This is a genomic window from Anaeropeptidivorans aminofermentans (assembly GCF_940670685.1).
Taxonomy (GTDB): Bacteria; Bacillota; Clostridia; order Lachnospirales; family UBA5962; genus Anaeropeptidivorans; species Anaeropeptidivorans aminofermentans.
The window spans coordinates 2,434,831-2,451,753 of record NZ_OW711693.1; the positions used below are offsets into that span (position 1 = coordinate 2,434,831).

Consider the following 16,923-nt stretch of genomic DNA (forward strand, 5'->3'; position numbering starts at 1 on the left):
GACTGTATAGGAGAACTTCAATGATTGAAATAAAAAATGTTTCATTTTATTATGAAAGTAATGACAGGGAAGCTGGGCTGAGAAACATAAACCTTACTATAAAATCCGGAGAAACCGTTCTTTTATGCGGTGAATCCGGCTGCGGAAAAACTACCCTTACCCGCCTTATAAACGGTCTTATTCCCAATTATTACGAGGGTAGGCTCGAAGGGAACATCATTGTAAAGGGCAAGGATATTCCAAAGGCCCCCCTTTATGAAACTGCCTCTGTGGTAGGCTCTGTATTTCAAAATCCGCGTTCTCAGTTTTTTAATATAGATACTACAAGCGAGCTTGCCTTTGGCTGCGAAAATATGGGTATGGAGGAAGAAGAGATACTTAGAAGAATTGAAAAGACCGCTATGGAGCTTAATATGGAAAACCTCATGGACAGAAGCATATTTGCCCTTTCAGGCGGTGAAAAGCAAAAAATCGCCTGCGGTTCCGTATCTGCCTTGGACCCTGAAATAATAGTCCTTGACGAGCCTTCCTCAAATCTTGACGCAAGGGCAACAGAGGACCTTTATTTCCTTCTCAAAATATGGAAAAGCCAGGGAAAAACAATAATTATATCAGAACACAGGCTTCATTATTTAAGCAGCTTGATAAATAGAGTTATTTATATGAATAGCGGAAAAATAGAAAAAGAATTTACTTCTTCTGAATTTTTAAGCCTTACGGAAGAAGAAAGAATTTCTCTCGGCCTTCGCCCTATTTCAATTAAAAACATAGGAAAAACAGAAAAACAACCGCCTTCTTTGATTGCGGAGGAAAAAATAATCTTAGAGGATTTTTGCTTTACATATAAAAACGGCTGCGAAGGTATAAAAATAAAAAGCTGCTCTTTTCCAAAGGGCAGCATTATAGCCGTTATAGGCCATAATGGAGCCGGAAAATCAACCTTTGCCAGATGTTTATGCGGCCTTGAGAAAAAATGCAAGGGAACTATGCAGTTTAATAATTTAAGCCTTAAAGCAAAGGACCGTTTAAAAAATTGCTATATGGTTTTGCAGGACGTGAACCATCAGCTTTTTACAGAAAGCGTAATGGATGAAGTCCTTCTCAGTATGGAAACGGAAGATGAAAAAGCAGGGGAAGAAATATTAGCAGGCCTTAATCTTTCAGCGTTTAAGGATATACACCCCATGGCATTATCCGGCGGTCAAAAGCAACGGGTCGCCATAGCTTCGGCAGTAGCTTCCCAAAGAGATATTATCATCTTTGACGAGCCTACAAGCGGCCTTGATTTAAGACATATGAGAGAGGTTTCAGAAAATATTATCCGGCTTCAAAACAAGGGCAAGACCATTTTTGTTATTACCCATGACCCGGAGCTTATATTAAACTGCTGTACTTATGTAACAGAACTTAAAAACGGAAAAATAGAAGAAGAATATGCTCTTGACAAAAATGGTATCTCCCGTATGCTTGATTTTTTTACAAGCAATGATTTTTCATAGGCTACAGTAAATTTATATAAAAAGGCGGTGTATCAGGCTTGTTTGAAAAAATTGCCTTCTTAGGCTCAAATGTGACGTTTATATCTAAAGATAAGGACTGCTGGGTTTACAAGGTTAAAGATGATTCCGGCGAAGGCACAATGACCTGCTACAGCGTATTTCCCGGCATTATTTTAAATTACAATGATTTTCACATGGAAAAGTGCGTGTCGGAGTTCAAGCCTTCTGTGGAGATGTACAGCATAAATCACTGCCGGGAAGGCCGCATTGAATGGGAACTTGACCCTAACCACTATATATATCTGGAAACAGGCGACCTTCAATTAAATACGCAGAAAAGCCATGCAAATAACTTCAGCTTTCCCCTGAAGCATTATCACGGCCTTACTGTGGGCATTTTCCCTCATGAAGCTTCTAAATCCTTAAAAGGCGTTTTAGAGGGTTATGACGTAGATATTTACGAGCTTATCAATAGATTTTCAATCTCTGAAAAACCCTTTATCATGCGTGCGGGATTAAGTATCGCCCATATATTTTCAGAGCTTTACAATGTTCCTGAAAAAATAAGACCAAGCTACCATAAAATAAAGATACTGGAGCTTTTACTCTTCCTAAGTACCGTAGACGCCCCTGTCACTGAATGCGAGCGTCCTTATTTCCATAGAAATCAGGTGGAAAAAATTAAGCGGATTATGGCCTTTCTCATTGAGCAGCCCCAAAAACACTATACCCTTACGGAGCTATCCTCAATGTACGATATTTCTCTTACGGCAATGAAACAATGTTTTAAAGCCGTATATGGAACGTCTATATATAACTATATGCGTACCTACAGAATGAACGCAGCTGCCGTCATGCTTAAAACCACTGATGACAGCATAGGAGAAATATCCTCGGCAATGGGATACGATAATCCCAGTAAGTTTTCTGCCGCCTTTAAAGAAATCATAGGCATAGCTCCAAGAGACTACAGAAAATCTATTGTCTGATTGGAGCAAAACTTATTTTCCCGGAGTAGAGAATTAAAATAAAACATAGTATTATTTTACCTGCAATCCCTTTATGCTAAATAAATTAAAGTAACAAAAATCATGTATTTTAAATGGTTTAAACATAGCAATTTTATATATTTGAGCCGTTTATAAAAAGTAGATTTTTATTACTTTCTTAAGGCTATAGTAAATTTCAAATTAAACAGTAATAAAAATGTATATTTTGAATGGCTTAAACATAGGGATTCTATATGTTTAAGCCGTTTATGAAAAATAGATTTTTACTGCTTCCTTCTGTGAAATTTACTATATTTTGTTATATTATTGTTCATGCAATATTTTTCAGGCATATGTTTTCCTAATATAACATGAATATAAAGCAAACGGGATTGCAGTGTAAGATACTACAAAGTTAATTTACTATTATCTGCCGGGAGGAGTTTCATGAATAAAAAAAATCCGCTTAAAACAGTTTTTTCTTATGCTAAAGAATGCAGGGAGAAAATGATTTTTTCAGTAATTTTTGCTGTAATAAGCGCCTTTGCAGGGCTTATGCCTTATGTATGCGCCTATAAGATTATTGTGCTCTTTTTTAATGAAAGCGCAAGCGTTTCCTCTGTTTTGCTATGGTCTGCCATCGCACTTATATCTCATATCATCCGTCTTCTTTTTTACGGAATATCAACTACCCTTTCTCATATTTCAGCCTATACAATACTTAAAAACATGCGGCTTCGCATTGCCCATAAGCTTATGAAAGCCCCTTTGGGAACGGTTCTTAATCAAACCGGCGGACGCTTTAAAAACATCATAATAGACCAGGTTGAAACCATAGAGCTTCCTCTCGCCCATCTTATACCCGAGGGGATTTCTTATGCGCTCATCCCTGTAGCAACATTTATATATCTGCTCACTGTGGACTGGAGAATGGCTCTAGCTTCTTTGATTACATTGCCTTTAGCAGGGATTGCCTACGGTTATGTAATGCAGACATTTAACCAGAAATACGCCGAATACATGAAATCTAATGATTATGTAAATGGGATTATAATCGAATATGTTGAAGGAATAGAAGTTATCAAAGCCTTTAACCAGTCCGGGGCCTCTTATTCAAAATACAGCAGTGCCATCAACGCCTTTAAGGAATACACCCTTGATTGGTATAGAAGCACATGGAAGCTTATGAATTTAGGCGGTGCCCTGCTTCCCTCTACGCTTCTCGGAACTATGCCTATCGGAATGTACCTTTATTTAAAGGGCTCCTTATCCCCGGCGGACCTTACTATTTCTCTAATCCTTTCTATGGGGATTGTTGCTCCCCTTACGGCTTTCACTATATTTGTAAATCAGTTTAAATCCATAGAATTTGCTGTGGAAGCGGCTAATGAGCTTCTAGAAATTAAAGAGCTTCCGGAAAAGACAAATTCCGTTAAATTGAATAATTATAATGTATCCATCGAAAACGTATCCTTTTCCTATGAAAGCCCTGATAAGGATGTTAAAAGTAATTCTGCTCTTAATAATATATCCCTTGAACTTGTGGAAGGCTCTTTTACGGCCCTTGTAGGCCCTTCCGGCGGCGGAAAATCCACAATAGCAAGACTTATTGCAAGGTTTTGGGACGTAGATAAAGGTGATATTAAAATAGGGGGTATCAGCATAAAGGATATGCCCCTTTCCCAGCTTGCGGATACTGTAAGCTTCGTCACTCAGGATAATTTTCTTTTTAATTGCACGCTTATGGAAAATATACGTCTTGGAAACCCTTCAGCATCTGATGAAGAAGTATATAAAGCCGCAAAAGCCGCATGCTGTGACGAGTTTATAAATAAGCTTGACAAAGGATATCATACTCCGGCCGGAGAAGCCGGCGCAAAACTTTCCGGCGGTGAAAGACAAAGGCTTGCAATTGCAAGGGCAATATTAAAAAATGCCCCTATTGTTATATTGGATGAAGCCACGGCCTTTACAGACCCTGAAAACGAAGACAAAATACAAAAATCCATTGCTTCTCTTACAAAGGGAAAGACTCTTTTAGTAATCGCTCACAGACTTTCAACAATAAAAAATGCCGATAAAATAATCGTCGTTGAAAATGGCAAAATAGCCGATACGGGAACGCATAACGAGCTTATAAACAACTCTCCTCTCTACCGGAACATGTGGCAGTCGCATATAGGAGCCAAAAGCTGGGCCGCTGTTAAAAATATTTCCATGGAGAAAGGAGCTGCTGTATAATGGTTGCAATTATTAAAAGGATAACTTCCAAATGGCCTGAAGAATATAAAAGGAGGCTTAAAATTGGATATATATATTCCTTCTTTAATTCTGTGTTCAGCGCAATGCCTGTTATGGGAGCTGCTTACGGCTTAAATATTGTAATACAAAACAGCCGAAACGAAAGGGAAATGACCATAAATGATATTTATCTAATTCTTGGGTTTATGATTTTTACAGTCCTTGGAAGGTTTATTACCTCTTATTTAAGGGCAATTACCCAAGAAAGCATCGGCTATGAAGCAACATCAGACGAAAGGATAAAAATAGGAGATGTGTTAAAAAGGGTTTCCTTGGGCTTTTTCAGCAATAAAAATGCCGGTGAAATAGCAACTGCCGTTACCACCGACTTATCCTTTTTTGAAATGCATGCAATGAAAATGATTGATATGGTCATGAACGGGTATATTTACATAGGCGTAATTATTATATCTTTGCTTTTCTTCAGTATACCCGCCGCCTTGCTCTCTATTGCAGGAATAAGCTTTTCAGCTCTCTTTCTTAAGCTTCTCGGCAAAAAAAGCGCCGGAAACGCCCCGATGCATCAAAAAACCATTGATAATATGGCTTCCGCAACCTTGGAATACATAAGGGGTATGGCCGTAGTAAAAGCCTTCAAGCAAATAGGCGTTGCCCGTGAAGGAATAGAAAAGACCTACGGAGAAGGCTGTGACATAAACATAAAAATAGAGAAAAACTATGTGCCCTATAATTGTATGCATTTATTTTCTCTAAGAGCATCTTCTGTATTAATAATGGCGGCAGTATCTGCCGTTGGAGCAAAAGGCGGAATGAACATGTCCCATATGCTTATGATGATTATTTTTTCCTTCGTTATGTTCGGCCATTTGGAAAGATTAAGCGACGCCACTCATGTTCTTGAAAACCTGGATAATACCCTTAATAAGCTTGATAATATCATGAGCGCTGAATTTATAGATATTGACGGAAGAGATATCAGCCTGAACCATTACGATATTGAATTCCAAAACGTAACCTTTGCCTATGAAAAACAGGATGTTTTAAAGGAGATCTCCTTTAAAATAAAAGAAAACACAACAACAGCCATTGTAGGCCCCTCCGGAAGCGGAAAATCAACCATGTGCAGCCTTATTGCAAGATTCTACGACCCAGATAAGGGCGCAATATATGTAGGCGGGGTCAATGTACGTGAAATGACCTGTGACAGCCTGCTTAAAAATATAAGCATGGTATTTCAGAAGGTCTATCTATTTAGGGATACGGTAATTAATAATATTCGCTTCGGAAGGCCTGAGGCCTCTATAGAAGAAGTAATAGAAGCGGCAAAAAAAGCTCAATGCCACGATTTTATTATGAATCTGCCAAAAGGATATGATACAATCATAGGAGACGGCGGGGCAACCCTATCCGGAGGCGAAAAGCAAAGAATTTCCATAGCAAGAGCCATCATAAAAAATGCCCCCATCGTCATTCTTGATGAAGCTACCGCAAGTATAGACCCTGAAAATGAAGCCCTGATACAAAATGCCTTAGGCGAGCTTATAAACGGAAAAACCATCGTCATCATCGCCCACCGTCTTGCAACTATACAAAATGCGGACCAAATACTTGTAGTCGATAAAGGCCGTATTGTTCAAAAGGGAACCCATAAGGAGCTTTTGTCTGAAGAAGGCATATACAGTCGCTTTGTAAAAATACGAGAAGAGGCCGAAGGCTGGACCATGGGAAAATAATAATTCAATTTATAAACACTCCGCTGCCATTTAAATTTGAAAATATGGCAAACGGAGTGTTTTATATAAATATTAGTAATACGCTGAAAAAACTTTGAAATAAATATTTACGTCCCCTTCTTTTGATACAGTTATTTTATCGATAATCTGCCTAAGCATCGTATTGTTTATATTCTGTGACGATATGATGCAGCTGATGTCCTTAAATTTTTCATTTAGGATATTTTTTATGCTGTCGTTTTTGCCTAGGCTTTCTTTAATCAGCTCCAGTTCATTATTCAGCCTCTTTATTTCTTCATTCTGGTCTTTTGTATATTCTTTAAGCTCGCCTAAGGAAATAATCTCCGCTTCATACATATCCATATACTTTTTTTTGCTCTTCTTTATCCTTTCTATTTCGCGTTTTATTTCCCTCTCCGTAATTATATCTGTATTGATGTTTTTATACTGCTTATCCAGCTCTTTTAAGATGTTTTGGGTAATGTTTTCCTTATCCTTTAGGATATTTAAAAAATACTTTTTTATTTCTTTAAGTAATATATCTTCGTCCACAACCACATTATTGGGGCAGCTATGAACCCCTCCTGTATTTCTTGTGGCGCATACCCATTTAATATATGTATTTTTATATTTTCTTTCGCACCTTCTAAAGGAGGCCCCGCAGTGTTCGCATTTTATCATTTTGCTGAAAGTATGCTTTTGTGAATTCCTTTCTTTTGTTCTTTTAAAGGCCTCTTTTCTGCTTCCCGTAATTCTTTTTGCCCTCTCAAACAGTTCATCAGAAATGAGCCTTAGTTCCGGTTTTTCCATAACAATCCATTGTTCTTTCTCAAGGCCTTTTCTTTCTCCTGTAAGAAAATCTTTTACTTCTTCTTTCCCGTTTATAACCCTTCCTGTATATATGAGATTTCTTAAAAGGCGGCTTACTGCTATTTGAGTCCACTGAGCGTTTCGCTTTGTCTTTATATTTCTGGAATTAAGCTCCTGTGCAATTTTATTGGCTCCGAGATTTTTATTTACATACATGTCAAAAATTTCTTTCACTACTTCCGCCTCTGATTCATTTACCGTTAAATTAAAATAATCTCCCGGAGTTTTATCGTATCCGAAAACAAGATTAGGGACCCTCCCTTTTTCGGCGTTCACCTTTTTGCCGAACTTTATTCTTTTAGAAGTATTGTAGCTTTCCTCCTGAGCTATCGCCGAAAGCATTGTAAGCATAAACTCGGAACTGTCGGAAGATGTCTGGTCGTAATTAACAAATATTACTTTGATGCCTAAGGATTTCAACTGGCGTATGCTTGTCAAAAAATCCACTACATTTCTTGCAAGCCTCGAAATATCCTTTATAAGCACTACCTCAAACATCTGCTTATGAGCATCGGAAAGAAGCTGAATCAATTGATTTCTGTTTTTCATTCGTGTGCCGGTTTTGCCTTCATCGGCATATATTTTTATGAGGTCGTATCCGTTTTTTCTGGCATATTCTTCAAAAAAGCTCTGTTGGGTTTCTAAGCTGTCCAGCTGCTCGTCCTTATTGGTGGATACTCTCCCGTATGCAACAGCTTTTACCATTTCTGCCTCCTGATATTAAAGGAACAGACTATAGCATATCACCATAGTCCGCTGAAATTTATAGCCAATAAAGAAATTATTAACTATAGTAAATTTAAAGTTAAATAGCCGCAAAGCCGTATATCCCGGAAGGCTCAAAAATGCGTTTTAGAGTAAAATATCCTTCAGGAAGTAACAAAAATCTATTTTTCATAAACGGCTTAATATAATAGAAACGCTTATATTAAGCCATTCAAAATATACGATTTTTATTACTGTAATTAAACTATTTAACTATAGAAGAAATATAATAAAGCGCCTTTGTGAAATTGCTTTTATTTGAGTTTATATATTAAAAGGCTTATATCTGTTATGGTATAAAAGCAATTTCACTATGTTTCCGAAGGAAATCCGTGTTTTTGAGCCTTAAGGGAATAGGCTTTTGCTGCTTCTTCATGTTAAATTTACTATATAATAAAACCCTTGCTTAAAAGATTACCAGGTCTTCGGCTGATACTCTTTTAATTTATCTGAGCGAAGATGAAAAATTACACAAGCGTAAGCTTGTACGTAGTTTTTCAAGTAAGTGTCTTTTTACAGTGAATAAATGTCTTTTCGCCTTTCTCCGCTATATCTTCGGGCGTTTTATATTTACTCTCATCTTCTGTTCAATAATCTGCTTTGCGGTATTTTCAGCTATTGCCTTTACCAGGGTTTTAGCCGTTTCATCTGGAGTATTGGGATTATGAAATACAAATTTCAAAATCTGCTTTTTCAGGCATGTCCCCTCCTCCTTGGCTCGCTCTTTATATGTTTATGTACAAGCCCAGCCCCCTATGAAATAAATATCCTTCAATTATAGACATAATAATATGAATTATAATATAACGCCTTATTAAACGTTTTTTCTAAGTCTTATTTAGATATCGGGACTATGTCTTTCCCCTTTCAGGCTATATATTTTCTCTTGACTGTAAGTTTCCGCTGTGATAAAATACACTGTGTTGTATTAATAAGCCCGAGTGATGGAATGGCAGACATGGCAGACTCAAAATCTGCTCCAAGCAATTGGGTGGGGGTTCGAGTCCCTTCTCGGGCATCGGAAAAGACATACTTTTCGCTAAGTCCACGGTATCATAAGGACAATTTAGGGAAAGCAAACTGAATACGGAGCATAAAAGCACAGGGAGTCGAATTATCGACTCCCTGTGCTTTTATGAATATCTGTGATTATTTCGTTTTTCTCACGCCGTTTTGTCCACCTCATATCCATCTACTTTTGTGTTTTTGGCAAGGGAGCCGTCCGCATAGAAGTAGTACCACTTGCCGCCGATCTCCAGCCATTTCCCGGACACCATGATGCCATCCTTGGTGAAGTAGTAGCGTTTGTCGCTGATGTCCAGCCAGCCCACAGCGGCCTTGTTCCCGGAATAGTACCGCCAGTTGCCTCCGTCCTTCACCCAGCCGGTTTTTAGTGCGCCGGTGGTTTCAAAGAAATACTTCACGCCGTCGATGGTCTGTGTGCCGGTGAGGGATTTGCCGTCCTTGTAGTACATATACTGTCCATCGTCATTCAGCGCCCATCCCTGCGCCGTGGCTGGGTCGATGGTCAGCTTGATGTAGCGGTGGAGCATGGCGCTGACTTCGGCGCGGGTGGCGTTGGATTTGGGATTAAACTTGTTATTCGTTTCGCCCATCATAATCCCTGCCTGTTGCATAGCTGTTACCGCTGTTTTATAGGTGCTGCCGATGCTGGAAGCATCCGCATAGGCGGTTGCTTCACGGGTCACAGGCAGCTTGTAGCCGGTGACCTTGGCATAATTTACAAAGATTACTGCTATTTCCTCACGGGTGATCGCACGGTCAGGGGCAAACTGCTGGTTACCGATGCCCTGCACAACACCTTTCTTGTACGCCCATTCGATGTAGGGACGGAATGCGCTGTCTGCCTTTACATCGGTGAAGCTGTTGGTGGTGTATGCCTTCACATCCACGCCTGCCAGTCTGCCGAGAGCCGTCACCAGCATCCCGCGGGTCATGGATGCATCGGGTGCAAAGGTTGTTTTTGATGTGCCGGAGAGAAGCCCCCTGCCGACCACATAGTCAATCGCTTCCTTGCCCCAATGGTTTCCGATGTCGGTGAACTTGGCGCTTGGAGCCGTGTAGCCCACGCCATACACCGAGAAATGGCCGGTAGGGATCAGCAGGCTTCCGCTGTTTGCGTCATAGGCGGAAGTGTCGATGCGGATTGCCTTACCATTTGCGTCCACATACACGCCGAACAGATAGCCGACAGCCTCATTCCTGTCCGGTGTGTAGGGGATGGAAAGGGTGGCTGTGCCGCTGCCAAGGCTGGTTACGTTGACAGTTTTGCCGTCCTTGACATAACTGATGGTGATGCTATAAACCGGCCTGTTTCCGAGGAGGGCCTTTGCTTCTTTAGAGAGACCTGTCGCCGGAACGATGGTGATGCTGATATCACCGCCGCTTTGCTTCTGGATTTCCTGTAAAGCCTTCAAGTCAAAACTCACGTCTACCGGAGAACCGGCGAGTGTAAGGCTGGATACCCCCGCGCTCACAAGACTGTTCAGCGAGTTGCGGGACAGGGTTGCTGTAAAGGAAGTTGTTCCCTGCGGCAGAGCGACATTCAGCGCTACAGCAATGCCATTGACTGTCTTTCCCTGCGCCTTTGCGTCGGTCTGTGCCTTGGTGATGGCATCGGTTATTGATTTCTCCGGAATGGACGCATTTGCCGCGCCGTTTGCCCCAGTCGTGGCTGTAACAGAGACCGTCGCCGTAACAGGCTGGTCTGGCTTCTTTGCAGGCGTAGTGATTGCCGGTGTGCCCGGCGTATAGGAATCACCACCACCAGAGCCGCCGCCACCGTTATAGCTCCAGCTTGCCGTAACCGTCAGATCAGCGGTCACGTTATCAAAGGATTTATCCCAGCCAGTAAATGTGTAGCTGCTGCGGCTGACTGTGGGAGCCGTCGCTGCACTGCCCTTGGCAACGGTCTGTATCAGCTCGCCGCCGCCTGTACGGGTACCGCCATTTAAGTTGAAGGTGATAGTATAGGTCTGTTCCGCAACAGTCAATGTTCCGTCTGTGCGGGCTGTAATGCTGTAATTATCCGTTGCCGTGCCGCCTGTGAGCGTTATGGTATAGCTGCCCGGCGTATTGCCATTGAAGGTCGGGCAAGCCAGCGCAGGTTCTGTACTCAAGGCATCCGCTTTGGTCTTTCCGGGAGCCAGATTGCCTACTGTATAGGTAAGCTCCGGCAGGCTACTGCCCTTAATAACCGATTTATGATCTGCGGTAAGGGTAATCTGCCGCTTTTCGATGGTGAAGGTGAGCACCTCCCTGCCTGCGTAGTTTGCGTTGCTATCTGGCACGGAAATGGTCAGCTTATATGCGCCTGCGTTTGTGGGTGCTGTGCTGCTACTGTAGTCTGCGCCGTCAGTAGATTCATACAGCCATTCCAGTTGATTTATGGGAAAACTGTGGCTGCAAGTCACCGTGCCGGTAGGTGCATAGAAAGTGCCGTCGTAGGTTTTATTGGCGGTTGTGATGCCTCCAATGGTTACCAGAGTTTTATCCGCGACCGTTACCTTGCGACTTACCGTGAGGTCGCTTGGCAAGGTAATCCATGCCGGAGGGGAGGAATAGTTGATGGTTCCGGTAAAGGTCTGCTCGTTGCCTACAGCCGTTCTGTCCAACGTTTCTCCGCCGTTCCAATCGACAGTATAGGCAATGCTTTGGCCTTCTACCAGGATATTACCGCTTGCAGGCAGGATGGTGCTTCCCAATTCAGCGGCTGTAGCGGAGCTGTCGCTGTTTATAACCACCAGAGTGTCTCCGAAGGTCGGATTCGCCGCCGTAACCGGGGTGACCGTGACGGTTATGCTCTTGGAGATGCTGTTTGCGTCAATGTTTTCGTTGCCGGTGAGGGTTCCGGTCACAGCGTATTCTGTGCCCTTAATATTGTAGGCGGTGGAAGTTTCCCATGTAATTGGCAGCACTGCCGTACCGCCATCGGTGCTGACGTTCACACTTGAAGGCAGACCTGCCGCATCCACAACAGCTTGTGCAGTTGTGGCGGTGCGCATTTCATAGGCGGTTTTGTTTGCGTTGTCCACAGTCGTGGTGATCTCTGACACCTTGGCCTGCTCAATGGTGAAATGGACCGTGACCAGATCAAGGGAAAGCTCGTAGTTTCCACCCGCACTTAAATTGCCGAGGGAAATGCCATAGGTCCCCACGTTTTCCCCTGCTGCACGACTGAGATTGCCGGTGAAAGCCTCCGGAGCCAAGCCAGCGCCATTTGTAAAGGTCAATATTGGGTCAATCTTGCCATATTTTTTGCTCTGACCGGAGTGGGGCATGATGGTGATTGGCTTGGGAGCAATGGTGTAGCTGATGTTTTTCGTGCCGTAAAAGCTGCCGATGCCGGTGATGGTGAGCGTCACCGTTCCGGCGTTTGTGCCGTCGCTTGCGCTCCCGTCTGCTACCGCAACAGTATAATCGGTGTCCTTAACCAGTGTTTCGCCGTCAAAGGTCAAGGCTGGGATTTGCTCACTGCCGTTATAAATGCGAGGGGCTGTGTCTGCTGCGGCATACTGGATATCCCGTGCTATCAGATATAATCCGCCGTCGCCGTTCTGCCCCGCAAGCCCTTTTAGCGTGGGCAGCTTACCCTCGGCGAATGTCCAAACGCCGCTGTCCCAGGCAGATGTATTCCAATTCTCCGCCGTCGTCCAGAAGCTGTCGCCAAACAGGGCCTGCGATGTCAAATCCACACCGTCTTTTGCATTTAGACCCTTATTTGCCCATGTGCCGGGTATGCGGCTGAACGCATAGTTGTTCAAGAGGGTGTCGGAGGTGTTTTTTCCCACCACGCGCCCGAAATTGTATGCTCCTGCGTTGATAGAAGGGTTAAGTGCCACACAATTTTTCACGGTGCCGCTGCTGAGAGTGCCCAGCACACCGCCAACATACCCCTCCGGATCCGTACCCAGAACGCTGCCGGTACTATAGCAATTTTTCACGGTGCCGCTGCTAACGTCTCCCGCAACGCCACCGACATAGAGAACGCCTTTGATATTGCCGGTGCTATAGCAATCTTGCACAGTAGCTACCCCAACTCCTCCCACAATGCCACCGACATTGAACCGTCCGGAAACGCTGCTGCCGCTATAGCATCGCCGCACCGTAGTAGCATTGTTTTCGAGATACCCCATTATTCCGCCAATATAGTCACCGCTGCCGGTTACGCTGCCGGAGCTATAGCAGTCTTGTACCGTACCGCTGGAGATGCGCCCTACTGTTCCTCCGACATTATCCGCACCGGATATGTTGCCGATCACGGCGCAGTTCTCTACTGCCGCACCCCAAGCATATCCAGCTACGCCGCCGACACGGTTATTTCCGATGACGCTTGCGTCGATGATTCTGATATTCTGCACTTTGCTATCGACATAGAGATAGCCAAATAAACCGATGCAATCAGCCGCCGACCGGTTGATAGTTAGCCCGGTAATGGTTTTGTTGTTGCCATTAAAGTTTCCCTTGAATTGTTTTGCAGAGGTGCCAATGGGCATCCAGCCCTCCCTACTTGCATAGCTGGAAAGGTCAAGGTCATTTTCCAGCCTGTAATACCTTCCAGAATCTGCATAAGGTGAGGTTCCCGCATTCACCAGCTCCGCCAGCTTGGCAAGGTCTGCGGCGGTTTTGATAAGGTAGGGGTCGCCCTCGCTTGTGCCTGCGCCCTCAAAGAAGCTCGCGCCCGCCGGGAGCAAGTGCGCAGGCATGGAGGCGTCCTGCCCCGCAATGCCCTTGAGGATGGGCAGCTTGCCGGGTGCTATTTCCCATACGGTGGTATTCCAGTTTGCCGTAAAGCCCGTATCTTGCGTCCAGAAGTCCGCCGCACTGATTTCGGCGGCGGTTTTGGATAACCCGTCTACGCTGGTTGCATCGTTGTCGATTGCTTCCGAGCCACCGTTCTTTAACACTACCACACCATCAAAAGCCAAATTGCCACGTAGAGTCCCTTGATTAAATAGTACTAACACGCGCTCGACACCGCCTGAACCACTGACTGAGGGGTTAAGTGCAGCGCAATTTTCTACCCTGGGCCAACCTTGGACGCCCGAACCTTGGGCTTGACCCGCTATACCGCCGGCTTTGTAGCTGTCAGAGACGACGCCGGTGCTGTAGCAGTTTTCCACCGTGCCAGCGATGACAACCCCCGCCACGCCGCCAGCTATTTCAGCCCCGGAGATATTGCCGGTGCTGTAGCAGTCTTGTACATTGCCGCCCACGTCTACCTTGCCCACCACCCCACCGGCAGAACCCTTTTGGCCTGTGCTTATCCGAGAAATATTTCCGGTGCTATAACAGTTTCTCACTATACCATCAACGCATCCCGCCACACCGCCTCGATCTTGACTCGAACTCTCTCCTGCGCTGTTGACATCGCAGGTACTATAGCAGTATTCCACTGTGCTGCTGTAGCCCACATAACCGACCACACCGCCGACAGAGTCTAAAGCGGTGATATTGCCCATAGTGTAACAATTTTGCAATGTGGCGGCTTCCATGAAGCCTGCGATGCCGCCGACCCTCTTGCCGCCGTTGATGTAGACACCGGTAACACCGAGGTTTTTTACTGCTCCTCCACTGCCTATACACCCGAATAGTCCTTGATACATGACGCCTTCAAGGACATTATTGATGGTTAAGTTAGCAATTGTATTACCGTTTCCGTCAAATGTGCCATTAAATTTCATGTCGTATGCGTTGCCAATGGGCATCCAGCCCTCCCCGGTGGCATAGCCGGAAAGGTCGAGATCTTTCATCAGTCTGTAGTGTGCGGCATTATAGCTTGCGTTCCCTGCGTTTACAAGCCCCGCCAGCTTGGCGAGCTGGGCGGGGGTGCTGATTTGATATGGGTTTTCGCTGGTGCCAGCGCCGAAGAAATTCGGGTCGCTGCCGTCCACAATATGTGCGGGCAGGGCAACTGCCGCGCCAAAGCCGGGGAGCTTGCCGTTTTCTATTGTCCAACCGTTTTCCGTGGTAAACCGTCCGCCCAGTGTGCCGTCCGCCTTGATTTCGGCGGCTATTTTGGATTCACCGTCCATCTGATCCGCACCCTCAACAAGGGGTTTTGCATCGCCATCCTCCGTCACCGTCATGCCGCCAAAGGCGATGTTGCTGGAAAGGGGGATGTCATCGGCAATTCCCACCACGCGCCCGACATCGCCTGAACCACTGACCGAGGGGTTCATCGCGGCGCAGTTTTCCACCGTGCCACCGTAGACATACCCCGCCACGCCGCCGACATGGTTGCCTGTGCCGCTGACCGCGCCGGTGCTGTAGCAGTTTTTCACACTGCCGCCGTCAACATACTCCACATGCCCCGCCACGCCGCCAACAGCGCTCTCGCCGCTGACGCTGCCGGTGCTGTAGCAGTTTTCTATCGTGCCGCCAACAACTGCCCCTGCCACGCCGCCGACATCGCTGCCTCCGCTGACGCTAACATTCACCAGCCCCAAGCCGCCCACCTTGCCGCCTGTGCCGACAAAACCGAAAAAGCCCTGCGCATCTTCGCCGCTGCGGTTGATGGTCAGATTGCTGATCCTGTGGCCGCCGCCGTCAAAGGTGCCCTCGAATGAATAGGAGTCATTGCCAATTGGCACCCAGCCCTCACCGCTAGAGTATGCCGAAAGGTCGAGGTCGTTCATCAGCTTCAGACTGACCTTTGCGCCTGCATCGTTAAACAAAAACAGCTCCAAGCCGTTTTCCCGCACATTCACCAGCGCGGCAATCTCGGCAAGCTGCGCCGCCGTGATGATTTCCAGCGGGCTGGCGCTTGTACCGCCGCCCGCCATGCGGGACATCTCTCCGCCGGCTGACTGCGGAATATACACCGTGATGCGGGGCGGCTCCACGCCGTCCGCAACGCCGCAGCCCTCGCCCAAAACGGCGGTAAACACATAGAGCCCCCGTTGAGGATTTTTTTGGTCATAATCCTGTTCTGTATCCCATGTCACCGGGATTTGAACCGTTTCGCCCTCGACCGTACCGCTTACGATTTCCGGGAATTCCGGTGCGGTGGCGTTCTGCCAGCGGATATCCTCGGGCAAATCGTCAAAGGCCGTCACTGTGCCTATAATGGTAACCGCACCAACGGTCACGGTGATTGCCGGGACTTCCACGCCGCTGGCAAGGGTAAGTTCCTCCGGCAGCTCGGGAGTGAAAATATATGTACCCGCTGCTTCACCGTTGTATTCCGGCGATGAAGTCCATGTGACAGGCAGGGGGACGGTGATTTCCTTGGCACTGTCCACGGTTTTCTCCGTGGGTTCGGCTTCAGAGCTGTCCCCGATTTTTTCCGCGTCGGAGGGAGAGGCGATTTCATCTCCCTCGCTGTCGCTGATTTCGGATTCCTCCATTTCTTCAACGCCAATCGCTGACCCGCTTACCGTATCGGCGCTGTCTGAATCCGAATCAGCGCCCCCTGAATCCAGCACCGCTTCTTCTTCCAAAGCCGCAAGCCGTACCGTTGCCGTCAGGGTATCCGGCAGCTTCAAATCCGCTTCGGATGTGCCAATCGGCACATTCTGAACTGCAATATCCCACTCCAGCGCCTCAAAGGCGGTTACCTCGCCGCTTGCGCCAATAGGGAATGAGCCTGTTTCAGCCAGCGCCGAGACAGGCGTCATACCCACAACCATGATGACGGACAACACCATAGCCGTGAGCCTTTGAATTGCTTTCCTTTTGCTCATACCGTTTCCTCCATTTCGTATTCTTAAAAACCTTGTTCCGTAATGAACAGACCCATTTACCTGTCTTATGAAAATACAGAGAGTTCCGCACAATCACTTG

The 16,923-nt window shown here is 45.6% G+C and carries 7 protein-coding genes and 1 tRNA gene; 5 read left to right on the forward strand and 3 right to left on the reverse strand.

The genetic code is table 11. The features are described from left to right. The first annotated feature begins 20 nt into the window (after positions 1-20). The 4 genes from NBX03_RS10300 (at position 21) to NBX03_RS10315 (ending at position 6,483) form a co-directional block, all read left to right on the forward strand. Positions 21-1,499, forward strand: coding sequence for an ABC transporter ATP-binding protein (locus NBX03_RS10300; protein WP_250227692.1), 1,479 nt, complete (start codon positions 21-23; stop codon positions 1,497-1,499). A gap of 38 nt (positions 1,500-1,537) precedes the next feature. Next, a complete protein-coding gene (locus NBX03_RS10305) occupies positions 1,538-2,488 on the forward strand; it encodes a helix-turn-helix domain-containing protein (protein WP_250227693.1) in 951 nt (316 codons plus the stop codon). 447 nt (positions 2,489-2,935) lie between these two features. Then, positions 2,936-4,729: an ABC transporter ATP-binding protein gene (locus NBX03_RS10310; protein ID WP_250227694.1), complete on the forward strand. Its 1,794-nt coding sequence runs from the start codon at positions 2,936-2,938 to the stop codon at positions 4,727-4,729. Continuing rightward, on the forward strand, positions 4,729-6,483 hold the full coding sequence (locus tag NBX03_RS10315) for an ABC transporter ATP-binding protein (protein WP_250227695.1): 1,755 nt from the start codon (positions 4,729-4,731) through the stop codon (positions 6,481-6,483). The genes NBX03_RS10310 and NBX03_RS10315 overlap by 1 nt, the downstream gene beginning before the upstream one ends. 72 nt (positions 6,484-6,555) lie before the next feature. Here the strand turns inward: NBX03_RS10315 and NBX03_RS10320 are convergent, their stop codons facing one another. Continuing rightward, positions 6,556-8,058: a recombinase family protein gene (locus tag NBX03_RS10320; protein ID WP_250227696.1), complete on the reverse strand. Its 1,503-nt coding sequence runs from the start codon at positions 8,056-8,058 to the stop codon at positions 6,556-6,558. A gap of 607 nt (positions 8,059-8,665) precedes the next feature. Beyond that, the gene (locus NBX03_RS15875) at positions 8,666-8,800 is read right to left on the reverse strand and encodes a hypothetical protein (protein ID WP_267134852.1); all 135 of its coding nucleotides are present in this window, start codon (positions 8,798-8,800) and stop codon (positions 8,666-8,668) included. 253 nt (positions 8,801-9,053) lie between these two features. On the opposite strand from NBX03_RS15875, the gene NBX03_RS10325 reads away from it, so the two are divergent. Next, positions 9,054-9,136, forward strand: a tRNA-Leu gene (locus tag NBX03_RS10325). A 145-nt stretch (positions 9,137-9,281) separates the two neighbouring features. Here NBX03_RS10325 and NBX03_RS10330 read toward each other — a convergent pair. After that, positions 9,282-16,823, reverse strand: a complete 7,542-nt coding sequence (locus NBX03_RS10330) for an S-layer homology domain-containing protein (protein ID WP_250227697.1) — start codon at positions 16,821-16,823, stop codon at positions 9,282-9,284. Positions 16,824-16,923: the final 100 nt, after the last annotated feature.